The organism is Priestia sp. FW507-14D1A, from assembly GCF_058781295.1.
The window spans coordinates 464,397-477,271 of the sequence record NZ_JBYSWQ010000001.1 but is presented as its reverse complement, the minus strand read 5'-3'; the positions used below and the strand labels follow the sequence as shown (position 1 = coordinate 477,271).

Below are 12,875 nucleotides of genomic sequence, written 5' to 3'. Positions count from 1 at the left end.
GCTTAAAAACAGAAAAACTCCCTCAATGCGTTAAGGAAGTTATCTCTAATCCTGAATAGTAATTTATTCATCCTGTATCTGGTCATTATATTGTACGATGATGACTTATTTTTATAAGCCATCAGATCGGACTTTTGAAACACCTAAGGCAAGGTTTTTCCACAAAGTTTGTTCAACAACTCCGGCGTCCACCGTACGACAATCAACAATGAGTATGACTTCCGAATGTTTGCCGCGTAAAAGCCGTTGGTTTTTCCTGATTACTTTAAACATAAATAGTTTAATTCCTAGTCCTAAGATAAATCCGATAAAAGCACTAATTATTCCCCAGTAGATAGGGCCCCAGCTTAGTTTAAACCCAATGCTTGCACCGATGACTGAAAAGGCTGTGGCTAGAGCCATTCCTAGATCAATAAGAGAAACTCCATCGGCTCGATGGAGGCTATCAAAAATCCGTCGATCTTCCGTTCGATTATTAAGCGGGACAATAAATATATCTTCTTTTTTTATCCCTTTTTTTTCTAGCTCTGAAACAGCTAATTCTATGTAACTGGAGTATTCAAATGTAGAAAAGACCTGCATGTTTTCACTCCACCTTTTTTCCTTTCGCAATACAAAAGCTTGGATGTTGATATGTTTTTTCAAAGAAGTTTTTCTGCACTCTTTCAGCAAGTTTATTATTCTCAACCGTATTTATATAGGAATCGAAGGTAGCAAAACCATATAGGGAAGGGAAAAATAACAGCCATTCTTTATTTAAAACGGAAGTAGCCTGTTTTATTTCTCCTAAAAATAGAAGAGAAATTCCTTCAAGCAAGTGAGAATAATAAAAGAAAACAACTGCCCAAATGATGACAAAGAAAGCACCAATGATGCGATGAATATAGAGTTGTCCTAGACCTGGCATCACCAAGGACCAGAAAACGGACAGGATGGGATTCCGTTTATCTAAATAGTTTATTTCCATGGCTCCTATACTAAAGGTGTTGAACCGATGATTTTCTCGTTCAGCTAACACGTATATTCTATTTAAATCAACGGTTGTTCGGTAACTATCCCATATAGCAAAAATATAAACGGGAATATAAATAAGAAGCCACCTTGTATTAAGCACGTCTTTGGCCATATCAATGTTTCCTTGAAAAGAATAAATCATAGCTAAATTTACATGAGATTTAAGGTTTATGACGACTTCCCATACAAATAAAACAAAGCCGCGAAGGTATTTAGAAAGTAGTAGGTGCCCAAAGCCTGGAAAAGCTGCTGACCACCAAGCGATAATATAGGGGTTTCTTAAATGGATTTGAGTCGTTCCAAATATACTGACATGAGCAATATAGCGTCTTGCAGTATTGTCATTTTTATAATTATTCATCTACGATCTCCTATGGATTCGAAAAAAATATACTTTTCATACCTATCACCGATATTTAATATGGTCTTGTTCATTTATTTTATGCAGTTCATTGATATACACCTAATCTTTATCAAAATGAAGAGTTCTGTGACAAAAAAAGCTCTTTATTTTTCCATAAAGAGGTGGTTAGATGCTTCACGGCGTCTTGACTCATTTGTTCAAGGTATAGAAATATCTTCAACTTAGTTTTTATTTCATGAATCAAGAACTCTTTTCTGCTTTTTCATCTAATGCTCTTATAGCTCCGATCATTAACCTGTTTAATACTGATTTGACTGTAAGACTAAGTAAAGTATGATACCATTTCCAAGGTCTTCTCCATCTAATTAAATTTGTCTTTTTTTCTGCCCAGAGTTCGATTAAAAACATTGGAAAGATGAATAAAATAATTTTATATATGATAACTAAGGGTTTATCGTTTTTTGTTAGTTTGTTGATGATAACGGAGACAGTTGGATATAGCAAAAAGTCAAATAGAACATGTATCTTAAACTCTTTTCGAAAATAGCGTACAGGATATTTAATCAGCTTATGAGTAATAACAAATCTGTCAACTATGCCGTTGGTATACCCATTAAGTAGAAAAGTCAATATTGAGTCTTTCACAGGAGGCTTTCTTAATAAAAAAGGCAAACCCGATAGAGTTAAAATAAAGAGAACCCTCAAAAAACGCTTTTCAAATTTATTATTCAATTGGTTTTATCTCCTTAACTATACTGGAAGTATCTTTTTGTACATTGTTAGTAGTTTCTCTTAAAAGATTATTGTGTATTCCAGAATTAATTTGGTACTGCTTATAAACGTAGATTATGTTCGCGATCTTTTTCTATTCTCTACAGTATCAAAATGGAAAAAACTACTGCTTCTGTGCAGTAGTTTTCCTAGTCGTTGAAATATAGATGTTATTATATTGATAATGCTCTACTGCATCTTGAGTAGTTTGCTCTCATTAGTGCTCTTTATTCGAGAAAGAATTACTAATGTGGAATGAATCAGCAGTTCTTTCTTATAGCGTGCTGTGGGGTTGACTTAATGTGAAATCTTCACGTTTTATACGAATTTTACGATTAACAATCCGTGTTTTTTGACTTGTGAAGAGGTGGTGGAACTAACCAGCCTTTTTCTTTGTTAAGTCGCAAAAACTTTCCACCAAGAGCTACTTTTTGCATGTGAATTTGACCAAACATTGCTGCAATATCTTCGCGAATAGATTGGCCAATCAGTTGACTGCAAGCAACTAGACCAGCAGCTATATCCAGTGAAATAGCCGCAGCAACTTCGGGGTCTTGAACACGTGCACCTACTGGAATATCATCTAAACAAGCTTCTGGACGTTCAGGCGGAGTTGGAGGTAAAGCCACTCCATTTTCTTTTAATAGCTTTTCTACACCTTTCATTTCCTGCTGACATTGTTCAATCGTTTCTTGTACCAACTTATGTAGATCCTTGTCTCCTACATGATTTAGAAACGTTTGATAACCAGCTACTAATCCTTTTGAAGCAGAAAGAAACGACCATGTTCCAAACACTTCACCGTAATGCATCGGTTCATCTGTAGGATTTCCACTTAAAATACCCATTGTTAGCCTCCTTAACATATTCATAGCAATGTGCCACCTTTCTTACTATGCACACACTTAACGTCTCCATATCATGTTTGATTATTCTTCTAGATATAAAAAAGGAATTTTATCAGTGAATACAATCTACTATTTTACACATACTATTCAAGATGCCTATAAGGGCATCAGTCACAATACCCTTGTTATAAAGAGAGCTGCCTTCTTTGGCAGTTTTTTGTTTTGTCGTGCTTTATGTGGTTTTCTGCTTGTGATGTTCAATAGAAAATGTCCATAATAAAAGGAAGAGTGGATAACCACTCTTCCTTCAGCCATCAATTATAAAGTTGTCTTAGAAGCGTCCGCCGCCAAGTTGTTGCTCAGCTAATTGCACAAGACGTTTTGTGATTTCGCCACCTACTGATCCGTTTGCACGTGCAGTTGTATCAGCACCAAGGTTTACACCAAACTCGCTCGCGATTTCATATTTCATTTGATCGATTGCTTGTTCAGCCCCGTATACTAATAATTCATTGTTGTTGCTGCTTTTGTTGTTTGCCATGTTGTGTCACCTCCTTGTTTTTCTTAAGTTTCCTAGAGGCCAAGAGGTATATGCGTGGTAAATGATGGATGTTTATTTTGTTTTCAGGATGACATACTAGTTTTTAGAAACAATCGACACTGTAAAAAGTGGAATTAGATGTTTCATTTCCTTGTGACTAAAAATTAAACGCTTGCCATGTGTAGGAGAAAGAATGACATTTCGTTTGTCATTCTTTTTTCATGTTCATGTGTATACCATTTAAATGACAAATGACTAACATCTTTTGGTGATCCATGAGATGTCCTCCTCGTCATGTAAAAGGATAAAGTGATCAAGCTTATTTATTTTCTCTTCCTTCTTGCTGATTCTGTCCTTTTTCAATTCCAGTGTTTGACTGAAATCCGACTCGATAAGTTCCTGATTTTTGTTGCTTTACTGACTCTGGCATTTGATACTGCTTTAAATCATCCTGAAACTATCTTGTGTTTGGATTTCTTTCCACTTATATTCCTTCTCAGTAAAGTGAGTTTTGACGTTTTAGTTTCCCCAGTTCGTAAAACAATTAAGTATGTTGTACATGTCTCTTAGCAACCCGTATCTAATTAATTCTCGGGAAATAAAAATATAACTTAACCTTCCACTTATTTTATCTTCAAATTTTCAAACAATAGGGCTAGGAGGTGTTTTTATGCCAAAGAAAGACTTTACAGGCGTTGATAATTCAGGAATTGCAGAAAGAGTTGATTATAACAACTATAAAAATAAAGATAGCAATAATGATCCTACGCTTAACCGTATTGTCGAAGAAGATGGGCGTGCTCTCGACCCGAGGGAAACCTTAGAAAATTTCTTTACTGACCTTGAAGGTGAAGAGCCACAAGAAATTACAACTTAATAAAAAAAGTAGAAAATGACGGATCTTTTTTAGCGAAAAGACCTATGAAACGCAGATATTTTCATTAAAGAACCTGCTGTAAACGAGTTAACAGGATTTGAAAAAATGAGGGCTATTAATAGAGGTGAAGTTAATGTCGCACACAGAAACTGAACAAAAAACGTATATGTATGATCCTTTCACTATACAAGGTCTTGAAATGAATATACCTAAAGAAGGCGAAGGCAGCCAACCGCTAATAAATCGTTCAGGACTGAGTACCTCTACGTTCAAAACAAACATGAATAGAAAACATTTTGAACGTTATATGTATTAGCAGGAATATCCTGCAGCTTTTTATCTTATAAAAAGATCCTTCTATTTTATACGCTAGAAGGGTCTTTCCACTAAATATTCTCATTTCAGTATAGTAATCAATTGCTTGTGCCTAACGTATTGGGAAATTCACCTTCGTGTTAGGTTTGGAGAGGTAATAAAAGTGGTTAGTGTTTTTTTATATATTGTCTGTACATCCATTGTAGAAAGGATTTAACGAAATGCAGAAGCAAACCTTACTTTTTAATTTAGACGATACGCTTGTTCACTGTAATAAATATTTTAGAGACACCATAAATGCTTTTGTGGCTCAATTGCAGGAGTGGTTTGAGAATCTGACTAAGGAAGAAATAAAACAAAAGCAGTTAGAGATAGATTTAAAAAGTATTGAAAAGTATGGCCTTCATTCTTCCCGTTTTCCAGAATCATTAGTAGCTACTTATTTATTTTTTAGTGAACAAAATTATCAAGATATCCATGAAGATAGAGTCGAACGAGTGAAAAAAATTGGTCAAAGTGTATTTGAAGTACCGATAGAGCCTTTGCCAAATATGTATGAAGTATTAGATAAGCTAAAAGAACAAGGACATAATCTCTACTTACATACAGGTGGAGACGAGGAAAATCAAGGTAGAAAAATTGTTCAGCTAGAGCTAGCTAAATACTTTGAAAAAAGAGTGTTCATTTCTGAACAGAAAGATACATCTGCATTAAAAGAGATACTAAACCAAATTAAGTACGATCCAAAAAAGACTTGGATGATTGGCAATTCATTAAAAACCGATATAAGACCGGCAGTAGAAGCTGGAATACATGCGATTCACGTGCCTTCTGAACTGGAGTGGAGCTACAACGAAGTTAAAATTGATATTGCGCCAAAAGGTAAATTGATAACCGTTAATTCGTTGCTGGAAGTTCCAGAAATCATCCAAAAGCATGTTCAAGAAACGGTTGTGTCCACCTAATATTAGGTGGACACAATATACAGAAACAGCCAACCGTTGATTAAACCTTACCCAACAGTAGCCAGATAAAGTTCTTATGTTTTTTCTAATCAACTCACATACTATACAGAGGAGGTGACTGATATGGCGGATCAATCCAAAGAATCAGAAAAAATGATATGTGAAGATCATAATTCTCCAGTTGATGAAAGAAGCTACGATTTATACAAAGCGACGCGTAATTCACTTTTACGTAATGAATTAGATGATAAAAACAAAACCATTTTAAATAATATTGATAACGCAGCGATGGATGTTAATCTTGAGGAATAATGGACATTAAAAAACCTTCTATTTCTTAGTCTCATAGCTATGTTACTAAGGATACACGTTTCTTTTTCTCTTGGTAAAGAAGACCCTAAATCATTAGGGTCTTTTTTAGGTATTTGTCCAAACATTCTATGATTGTTTCACATACAGTAATAGGAGTCTACTAACAGAAAGGAGAAGATTTTTAATATGAGAAACAACTATCCTTATCAGCACTCTAATTACGGTGGTTATCAAGGGGCTATGTATCCTCAGCAAAGTAATTGCGGTTATCCTCCAGCTAAACCATGTGGTCAATTGCCTCCTCAAACCATGCCTGCTCAGTATGACCCAGTTAAACAAAATACATCTTTTACTGGTCAAAATGTGTTTGTACCAGTGGTGCATCCTAGTCATACCACAAATGTTTATCAAAAAAATTATAAATATATGCACTCATTCCCGCATACAGAATCCGTTGTATGTCAGGAAACGCATCAACATTTTTGTGCTCCAAGCTGTCCTCCTAGACCTCGTCCTTGGTGCTGATAGCAAAAAAAGCCCCTTCATTTTAGCAATGAAGGGTTTTTACTATGTGAAATTTAGGATGTTATTTAGCTATTGTTAAACAAAGTAGCCTATTTTTGACCAAAATCCAATCGATATGAGCTATGTCTACATATAATACCTTAACCCATGTATATTTAAAGTTTTTTCCTTTAGTTAAATACCACGAAAAGAGGTGTTTGTATGTCTAGTTATGGTGGAGCTGGTTCTGGTTTTGCTTTATTAGTTGTCTTGTTTATTCTTCTTGTCATTATTGGATGCAGCTGTTACGGCCGCGGATTTGGCTATTAATAACAATAAAAAAGTCTTTCTCTAATGTGAGAAAGACTTTTTTATTCTAGGTTGTGCGGGGGTGCTTTTATATGCAATAGAACTGATCGGGCGGAATTCAAGCAATCTATTGCAGAGGGAGTCAAGCTCATATATGGGATCTGAGGATGCTTCATTGTATGTAAAAGAAACTAAAAGGTTATTATTTTTTTATTTATAGTGATATAAAACGTAGTCTATCCACTTCGTGGAGCAAATTTCGTTTTTCATCATATGCTAAATGTATGAACGAGAAGGAGGTGAAGTTTATGTTCTTTGGCGGTTATGGCGGAGGTTGTGGCTATGGTTATGGCGGAGGCTGCGGTTACGGCGGTGGCAGTGGTTTTGCTTTAATTATCGTGCTGTTTATCTTATTAATCATTATTGGCTGTGCTTGTTGGGGAGGATTTGGCGGTTGCTAATTATTAGCCTGCCTTTCTCTCTAACTTAAAAAAGTTAGCTTTATGCTAGCTTTTTTTATTTGTTAAATGAGGACATGTATAGTGATTAGTACTAATACCTGCTGTGTTAACCAATGGTTTACAGCTTGTTACTAAGCGTTTATGGAATTTTTTACATATTTATTGTAAGCTGAGCCTTAGAGGTGATGAAGGTGAATTTAGGGGAACAGCTGCAGAAGTTAAGAGAAGAGAAAAAGATGTCCAGGGAAGAATTAGCTGGGGAAATGAATGTATCTAGACAAGCTGTATACAAGTGGGAGAACAACAAAGGGTATCCGGATATTGAAAACCTTATTAAGTTAAGTGAGTTATATGATGTGACGTTGGATGAATTGATTAAAGGGGATCAGAAGTTTCAAAAGAAAATTGCAATAGATGAAGAGGAAGAGGAGCCATCTACTCCAGGGTTTGTCATAGGGATTATCATTGTATTTATAGGAATATTTTTTGACTGGGGTAAATTTTCATTTTGTGTTTCGATACTAGGGTTTGCAATTATGCTTTTTTATAACGAATTAAAACAAACGTTTTGGAATATAAAAAAGGATTTTAAGGAAGAAAGGTAAGTAAACAGGCTTTAAGTTCTCTTAAAGCCTGTTTTTGTAACTTCAGTTTTCATTAAGAATCCTGCCAAGATAATAAAGGCAGCAGATAAAAGTAATGCGGTTAATCCCTGTTTTAAAATAAATCCAAAAATCGTTATAGAAAATGATCCTAAAAAGAACGTTAATTTGACCAAAATATTTCTCTTACTCATTTATAACATCTCAATTCTACATACAGATCATCTATAAAGTTACTGATATTGCCTTCTTTGTCCAACGCTCCAAGCCAAACCTAGTACAGAAACAGTTACAACTATCGCGGTCAACATGACTATATTCACCTCTTCTTCCTTATAATTACATTGTAACATAGCCTCAGCATGCTGTTTTAAAAGAGATGTGAGAATGACCAATATATTATACTCAGCATAAGAACCATGAATATTTGAAATAAGTTTAATTAAAAATTCACCTCTTTGTTTTGGGGAAATCATGTAAAATGATGATAAGAGGAGGGATGGAAATGAATGGAACAGATGCAATAGTATTAAATATAAAAGAGATTAGAAGAAGAAGTATAAAGGTTTGGCAAGCAATTCCTGATGATAAACTCGATTGGAAGCCAGATAAAGAAGCTATGACATGTATAGAAATGGTTCGTCATGTCTTGGAGTCAGAATACTATTATCATCTAGCTATCAAAAATGTAGGCAGCTTAAAGGAATTTGATTCTCCTTTTGAAAAAAGACCCTTACAATCTATAAAGGATGAATTGGAGTTTGCAGCATCATACCACCAACAATTTTTAGACATGATTACTGCTTTTTCTGAAGAAGATTTAACTAACATTCAAATAGACCGTTCAGATGTTGGTTATATTCGTTCTTTAGGGGATATGTTGATGCGGATAGGCTATCATGAATCCGTACACGCTGGACAACTCTTGCAGTATTTGAGAATCATGGAGGTTGATCGACCTAGAATATGGGATTAAATCAATTAACTATGGATCTATTGTTAATAAGGGGAGAGTAGCGGGTACATAAAAAGTAAGGAGAAAAGATCTTAATGAAGGAGGAAAGCTCCATGAGTAAAAGTATTATAGGCGTATATGAGTCACCGGAAGAAACATTAACTAGAATTGAGAAATTAAGAATGATAGGGTATGAGGATAATGAAATTACAGTTTTAACTAATCAAGAGACCGCAGCGGGCAATCTAGCTTATCGAACGAATGTAAACGTGGATAAGCTATCTGCTGTTGACCAAGATAAAGTCACTCAGGAAGATATGACTGGAGGGGCCCAGCCGGATTCTTTTTTAGATAAATTAAAGAAATTTTTTGTGGTGCAAAATTACTCAAATGAAGAAGATCGTGCAACAAATTTAGGTATTCCCACAGAGGAGCTAACCTCTCATAAAAAAGATTTGGATGATGGAAAGTTTGTAATTGCTGTGACTTCTCATAAATTGAATGAAAAAGGGTTAGACCTAGAGTGATATATTTGATTTAAAAATCGAACCAAAAGGGGGTGTACGCGTTAGCGTACACCCCCTTTTGATATATAGAATTCAAAATAAAAATATTTAAAGGAAGATTATTTATTACGATAACCTTCCTTTAAATATTTTCGTAGGTGGAAATCATGCACTAATTTAATCGTTGGACGAATGAGCAATTGCACGCTCCCAAGAATAAATAACCAAATCCCTATATTTTTTAAGGAATCATAGAAGAATAAAATACTGCCAATTAGGAACCAGATGCCTATCAAGAAGTCATTAATCGTATTTATAACTTTATAACTCTTTTTAAAGAACAATTCGTATTTACCTATTTCAATCTCCCCGTAGTCTTCTTTTCTTCCCATTTCTGACATTGTAACTCCCTCTTTTTCTTGAATTACTTTTTTAATTCCCTTAGCAAGTCATAAAAAAACGTCTTTTGTGATAGGTATATGATAGTAAGGGAATAAGCGTAACTTTAGTGTATTTTTCCATCTTAAATCTCCATTTTTTATCTATTATGTAAGCATTGACTAGAATAGATTTCTGCTCTTCATAGATGTAATAAAAGAAAACAAAGGGATCCTGCATAGGGACCCAAAAAGAAAGCTGCGTTGATGTGTTATTTTGAAAGTCGACTTACAGGACGGTGCATGTAGCTTCTTGGTAAAATAAATAATACGCTCAATACTAACGACAAGATCCCCACTAGTACGACGTATTCTGTACCCATTCCTGATATAAATAGTCCACCTACAGCTGTACCAATCGTTGTTCCTAAGTTAACGGATGCTAAAAATAGTCCGTTTGCGAAATCAGGAGCTTCTGGAGCTGCTGATGAAATCCAATATTGATTAATATTCGTTCCTATACCAGCGAATATTCCCCAAACTAAAGTCGTGAGAGCCATAGGCCAAGTGAACTGTCCGGTGAAGAATAAAATAATGTAAACGACTCCCAATGCGAAAGGGAAAACTACTACCGTTTTGATGGCATTTTTCGTAAGCAGCTTCCCTGCGATAATGTTTCCAATAATATTGGCCGCACCGAATAGAATCAACATGAAGCTAATTAATTTTCCAGAGATGTTCGTAACGCTTTTAAGATACTCAGCAAGATAGCTGTATACCCCAAATACTGCTGAATTCAGTAAAAGGACGGCCATAATAGAAAGCCAAGTAACGGGGTTTTTTAATACGCTGAGCTGCGCTCCGTAGGAAAGTCTTTCTTTAACAGGCATAGAAGGGAAGAATGTCCATGTAGCAATAAATACTATAGCGTTAATGACAGCGAAAAATGTCATTGATAGTTGAAACGAAACTGTGCTTGCAAGAAAGCTTGCGATTGGTACACCAAGTACCATACCTGCAGATACGCCAATAAAGACTTTTGAAACAGCTTTTGGAGCGTCTTCCTTGCTGACTAAGTTTGCAGCCATTGTAAAAGCTGCTGAAAAATAAATTGGATGAAAGATAGCTGGAATCACACGCGCAATTATGGCAACAGCAAAGTTAGTGGTGAATATAGAGATAATGTTACCTAAAACGAAAATACCAAGTACAAGCAACATCGCTTTCTTACGATTGACTCGTGAAAATAATAACGGCATAGTTGGACCGGATATTGATACAGTAAGAGCAAAGAGACTCACCAGCCACCCGGCCTTTGATACACTGATATGAAAGTGATCCGCAATGTAGGGCAGTATCCCTATAACTCCCATTTCGGTATTTATAATCCCGAAAGCTCCTAAGGTTAAGACAAATATAAGTAGCTTATGTTGTTTAGACATAAAATCAAATTCCTTCTTTCTAAAAAGCGTTCTGTTCTAGCTGCTTCAAAGCGGGCTGTTTAACGAGCAACCGTCATGTTTTTACTTAGTCACTTTTTTAATGGTAACTGTAAAATCACCATGAATATTTTCAACGTTTTCTTTTCCAGACTCAATTTGACCTAGCATGATAAGGTCATTTGTGGCATCCTCAAAACCTTTATAAAAAATCGCTATATTTCCCCAAGGAGCGTAATAAGCAAAGTCGCCTTTCTTTGATGGATCTCCAGCTTGTCCATCATCTGCTGATAATCTTTTTTGTAAAATACTAATTTTCTCTTTACCTATATAATCTTCAAAAGTGACTTTTAAAGGCAATTGAGCTAGAAAAGCCATACTTGCTGAGTTATCGTACATCCTAATCAAGACTTCTTTATCGTTAAACGTTAATTTGATTCTTGTAGCTGAAATAGAATCTTCTTTTAGCTGTTCTGATGCTTGCTTTAAAGGGTTATTTGTATTACGATCTCTGTCCGCTGCAGATGAATTATTGTTGCTGCAAGCAGCGAGGCCAAAGCTTGTTACTAAGATAGAAGACAGACATAAGAATTTTTTCATTTTAAGCTCCTTTCAATTTTGAATATTTAAAAGTGTTGTTTTCGTGATATGAACTTTGTTGCTATTTATTTTAATGGCTCCTTTTAAATATAGAAAATACTTATATCTTATATCGTGGTATGCTTGATAAGCATTTCTGAGACGTATACACTAAAAATTGTGAAAGGAGGAGCGGTATATGGAATTTCGAGTTTTACGCTATTTTCTTACGGTTGCAAGAGAAGGAAACATCACGAGAGCTGCTGATTTTTTGCATGTGACACAACCAACTTTGTCGAGACAATTAAAAGATCTTGAACAAGAGTTAGGTAAAAAACTATTTATTCGCAGCAGTCACAGTGTCATTCTGACAGATGAAGGAATGCTTCTGCGAAACAGGGCAGAGGAAATCGTTAATATGATGGATAAATTAGAGGCAGAATTTAGTTCGATGGAAGAAACAATAGGTGGTGATGTCTATATAGGCGGCGGGGAAACTGAAGCGATGAAACACATTGCACGAGTAGCAAAAGATGTACAGGTACGTTATCCCAATATACGATATCACCTCTACAGCGGAAACGAAGAAGATATAACGGAACGGCTAGACAAGGGTCTGCTTGATTTTGGTATTTTAATTCAGCCAGCCGATATTTCAAAATACAATTATCTTAATATGCCTGCCAAAGATGTCTGGGGCGTCGTTATGAAAAAAGACAGCTCTCTTGCCGTCAAAGAAAGCATTCAAGCTGCGGATTTAGTAAACGTTCCACTGATTTGTTCACGACAGGCCGTGAAACAGACTTTTTCAAAAAATGAATTTGCGGATTGGTTTGGCGAAGATTTTCATAAATTGAACATTGTCACTACATACAATCTTGCCTATAATGCGGGCATTATGGTTGAAGAAGGCGTTGGATATGCCATAACACTTGATAAAATCGTCAACACGTCTACGACTAGCCGTCTTTGTTTCAAGCCGTTACAGCCAAGGCTTGAATCAGATTTAAATATCGTGTGGAAAAAGCATCATGTTCTTTCAGCTGCGGCGGCTGCGTTTTTAAAAGAACTACAGGAGGAATTTTCACACATTCGAAACTAACAGGGTATCGGTCTAGCTCAAACAAGTGGAGTAA

At 35.6% G+C, this 12,875-nt stretch carries 19 protein-coding genes; 11 read left to right on the top strand and 8 right to left on the bottom strand.

What is annotated here, in order from left to right:
- Positions 1-111: 111 nt before the first annotated feature.
- From AC3WJG_RS02855 to AC3WJG_RS02835, 5 genes are all read right to left on the bottom strand, one after another.
- Complete coding sequence (locus AC3WJG_RS02855; RefSeq protein WP_098966680.1) at positions 112-582, bottom strand: hypothetical protein; 471 nt, start codon at positions 580-582, stop codon at positions 112-114.
- 4 nt (positions 583-586) lie between these two features.
- Entirely contained in the window at positions 587-1,375 is a 789-nt protein-coding gene (locus tag AC3WJG_RS02850; protein WP_336064586.1) for a hypothetical protein, read from the bottom strand.
- A 243-nt stretch (positions 1,376-1,618) separates the two neighbouring features.
- A complete protein-coding gene (locus tag AC3WJG_RS02845) occupies positions 1,619-2,110 on the bottom strand; it encodes a CBO0543 family protein (RefSeq protein ID WP_195696199.1) in 492 nt (163 codons plus the stop codon).
- 374 nt (positions 2,111-2,484) lie between these two features.
- Positions 2,485-2,997, bottom strand: a complete 513-nt coding sequence (locus AC3WJG_RS02840; RefSeq protein ID WP_013058453.1) for a DUF3231 family protein — start codon at positions 2,995-2,997, stop codon at positions 2,485-2,487.
- 331 nt (positions 2,998-3,328) lie between these two features.
- Positions 3,329-3,538, bottom strand: coding sequence for an alpha/beta-type small acid-soluble spore protein (locus AC3WJG_RS02835; protein WP_013058452.1), 210 nt, complete (start codon positions 3,536-3,538; stop codon positions 3,329-3,331).
- 670 nt (positions 3,539-4,208) lie between these two features.
- Here AC3WJG_RS02835 and AC3WJG_RS02830 point away from each other — a divergent pair.
- From AC3WJG_RS02830 to AC3WJG_RS02785, 10 genes are all read left to right on the top strand, one after another.
- Positions 4,209-4,415 carry a hypothetical protein gene (locus AC3WJG_RS02830; protein ID WP_013084439.1) on the top strand — a complete coding sequence of 69 codons (207 nt, stop codon included), beginning with the start codon at positions 4,209-4,211 and terminating at the stop codon, positions 4,413-4,415.
- 133 nt (positions 4,416-4,548) lie between these two features.
- Complete coding sequence (locus tag AC3WJG_RS02825; protein WP_098791978.1) at positions 4,549-4,731, top strand: hypothetical protein; 183 nt, start codon at positions 4,549-4,551, stop codon at positions 4,729-4,731.
- 220 nt (positions 4,732-4,951) lie between these two features.
- Entirely contained in the window at positions 4,952-5,695 is a 744-nt protein-coding gene (locus AC3WJG_RS02820; protein ID WP_337134594.1) for an HAD family hydrolase, read from the top strand.
- 123 nt (positions 5,696-5,818) lie between these two features.
- Positions 5,819-6,007: a hypothetical protein gene (locus tag AC3WJG_RS02815; protein WP_028409840.1), complete on the top strand. Its 189-nt coding sequence runs from the start codon at positions 5,819-5,821 to the stop codon at positions 6,005-6,007.
- A 186-nt stretch (positions 6,008-6,193) separates the two neighbouring features.
- Positions 6,194-6,532: a CotD family spore coat protein gene (locus tag AC3WJG_RS02810; protein WP_028409841.1), complete on the top strand. Its 339-nt coding sequence runs from the start codon at positions 6,194-6,196 to the stop codon at positions 6,530-6,532.
- 201 nt (positions 6,533-6,733) lie between these two features.
- On the top strand, positions 6,734-6,841 hold the full coding sequence (locus AC3WJG_RS02805; protein WP_016766356.1) for a YjcZ family sporulation protein: 108 nt from the start codon (positions 6,734-6,736) through the stop codon (positions 6,839-6,841).
- A gap of 287 nt (positions 6,842-7,128) precedes the next feature.
- Positions 7,129-7,281, top strand: coding sequence for a YjcZ family sporulation protein (locus tag AC3WJG_RS02800; protein ID WP_013058439.1), 153 nt, complete (start codon positions 7,129-7,131; stop codon positions 7,279-7,281).
- A 191-nt stretch (positions 7,282-7,472) separates the two neighbouring features.
- A complete protein-coding gene (locus AC3WJG_RS02795) occupies positions 7,473-7,886 on the top strand; it encodes a helix-turn-helix domain-containing protein (protein ID WP_098334117.1) in 414 nt (137 codons plus the stop codon).
- A 502-nt stretch (positions 7,887-8,388) separates the two neighbouring features.
- Complete coding sequence (locus AC3WJG_RS02790) at positions 8,389-8,859, top strand: DinB family protein (RefSeq protein ID WP_337134595.1); 471 nt, start codon at positions 8,389-8,391, stop codon at positions 8,857-8,859.
- A gap of 92 nt (positions 8,860-8,951) precedes the next feature.
- Positions 8,952-9,365 (top strand): general stress protein, encoded by a 414-nt coding sequence (locus tag AC3WJG_RS02785; protein ID WP_028409844.1) that lies wholly within the window; start codon positions 8,952-8,954, stop codon positions 9,363-9,365.
- A gap of 98 nt (positions 9,366-9,463) precedes the next feature.
- On the opposite strand, the gene AC3WJG_RS02780 is transcribed toward AC3WJG_RS02785, so the two are convergent.
- From AC3WJG_RS02780 to AC3WJG_RS02770, 3 genes are all read right to left on the bottom strand, one after another.
- Positions 9,464-9,745 (bottom strand): YrhK family protein, encoded by a 282-nt coding sequence (locus AC3WJG_RS02780; RefSeq protein ID WP_013084430.1) that lies wholly within the window; start codon positions 9,743-9,745, stop codon positions 9,464-9,466.
- Between the two features lie 248 nt (positions 9,746-9,993).
- On the bottom strand, positions 9,994-11,163 hold the full coding sequence (locus tag AC3WJG_RS02775) for an MFS transporter (protein ID WP_337134596.1): 1,170 nt from the start codon (positions 11,161-11,163) through the stop codon (positions 9,994-9,996).
- Between the two features lie 81 nt (positions 11,164-11,244).
- Positions 11,245-11,760: a cyclophilin-like fold protein gene (locus AC3WJG_RS02770; RefSeq protein ID WP_337134597.1), complete on the bottom strand. Its 516-nt coding sequence runs from the start codon at positions 11,758-11,760 to the stop codon at positions 11,245-11,247.
- Between the two features lie 178 nt (positions 11,761-11,938).
- Here AC3WJG_RS02770 and AC3WJG_RS02765 point away from each other — a divergent pair, with 178 nt between their 5' ends.
- The gene (locus AC3WJG_RS02765) at positions 11,939-12,841 is read left to right on the top strand and encodes a LysR family transcriptional regulator (protein WP_102812874.1); all 903 of its coding nucleotides are present in this window, start codon (positions 11,939-11,941) and stop codon (positions 12,839-12,841) included.
- The last annotated feature ends 34 nt before the right edge of the window (positions 12,842-12,875 follow it).

Coding starts and splice junctions, on each gene's coding strand:
- AC3WJG_RS02855 (WP_098966680.1), bottom strand. CDS start 582: ATGCAGGTCTTTTCTACATTTGAATACTCCAGTTACATAGAATTAGCT.
- AC3WJG_RS02850 (WP_336064586.1), bottom strand. CDS start 1,375: ATGAATAATTATAAAAATGACAATACTGCAAGACGCTATATTGCTCAT.
- AC3WJG_RS02840 (WP_013058453.1), bottom strand. CDS start 2,997: ATGGGTATTTTAAGTGGAAATCCTACAGATGAACCGATGCATTACGGT.
- AC3WJG_RS02835 (WP_013058452.1), bottom strand. CDS start 3,538: ATGGCAAACAACAAAAGCAGCAACAACAATGAATTATTAGTATACGGG.
- AC3WJG_RS02830 (WP_013084439.1), top strand. CDS start 4,209: ATGCCAAAGAAAGACTTTACAGGCGTTGATAATTCAGGAATTGCAGAA.
- AC3WJG_RS02825 (WP_098791978.1), top strand. CDS start 4,549: ATGTCGCACACAGAAACTGAACAAAAAACGTATATGTATGATCCTTTC.
- AC3WJG_RS02820 (WP_337134594.1), top strand. CDS start 4,952: ATGCAGAAGCAAACCTTACTTTTTAATTTAGACGATACGCTTGTTCAC.
- AC3WJG_RS02815 (WP_028409840.1), top strand. CDS start 5,819: ATGGCGGATCAATCCAAAGAATCAGAAAAAATGATATGTGAAGATCAT.
- AC3WJG_RS02810 (WP_028409841.1), top strand. CDS start 6,194: ATGAGAAACAACTATCCTTATCAGCACTCTAATTACGGTGGTTATCAA.
- AC3WJG_RS02805 (WP_016766356.1), top strand. CDS start 6,734: ATGTCTAGTTATGGTGGAGCTGGTTCTGGTTTTGCTTTATTAGTTGTC.
- AC3WJG_RS02800 (WP_013058439.1), top strand. CDS start 7,129: ATGTTCTTTGGCGGTTATGGCGGAGGTTGTGGCTATGGTTATGGCGGA.
- AC3WJG_RS02790 (WP_337134595.1), top strand. CDS start 8,389: ATGAATGGAACAGATGCAATAGTATTAAATATAAAAGAGATTAGAAGA.
- AC3WJG_RS02785 (WP_028409844.1), top strand. CDS start 8,952: ATGAGTAAAAGTATTATAGGCGTATATGAGTCACCGGAAGAAACATTA.
- AC3WJG_RS02780 (WP_013084430.1), bottom strand. CDS start 9,745: ATGTCAGAAATGGGAAGAAAAGAAGACTACGGGGAGATTGAAATAGGT.
- AC3WJG_RS02775 (WP_337134596.1), bottom strand. CDS start 11,163: ATGTCTAAACAACATAAGCTACTTATATTTGTCTTAACCTTAGGAGCT.
- AC3WJG_RS02770 (WP_337134597.1), bottom strand. CDS start 11,760: ATGAAAAAATTCTTATGTCTGTCTTCTATCTTAGTAACAAGCTTTGGC.
- AC3WJG_RS02765 (WP_102812874.1), top strand. CDS start 11,939: ATGGAATTTCGAGTTTTACGCTATTTTCTTACGGTTGCAAGAGAAGGA.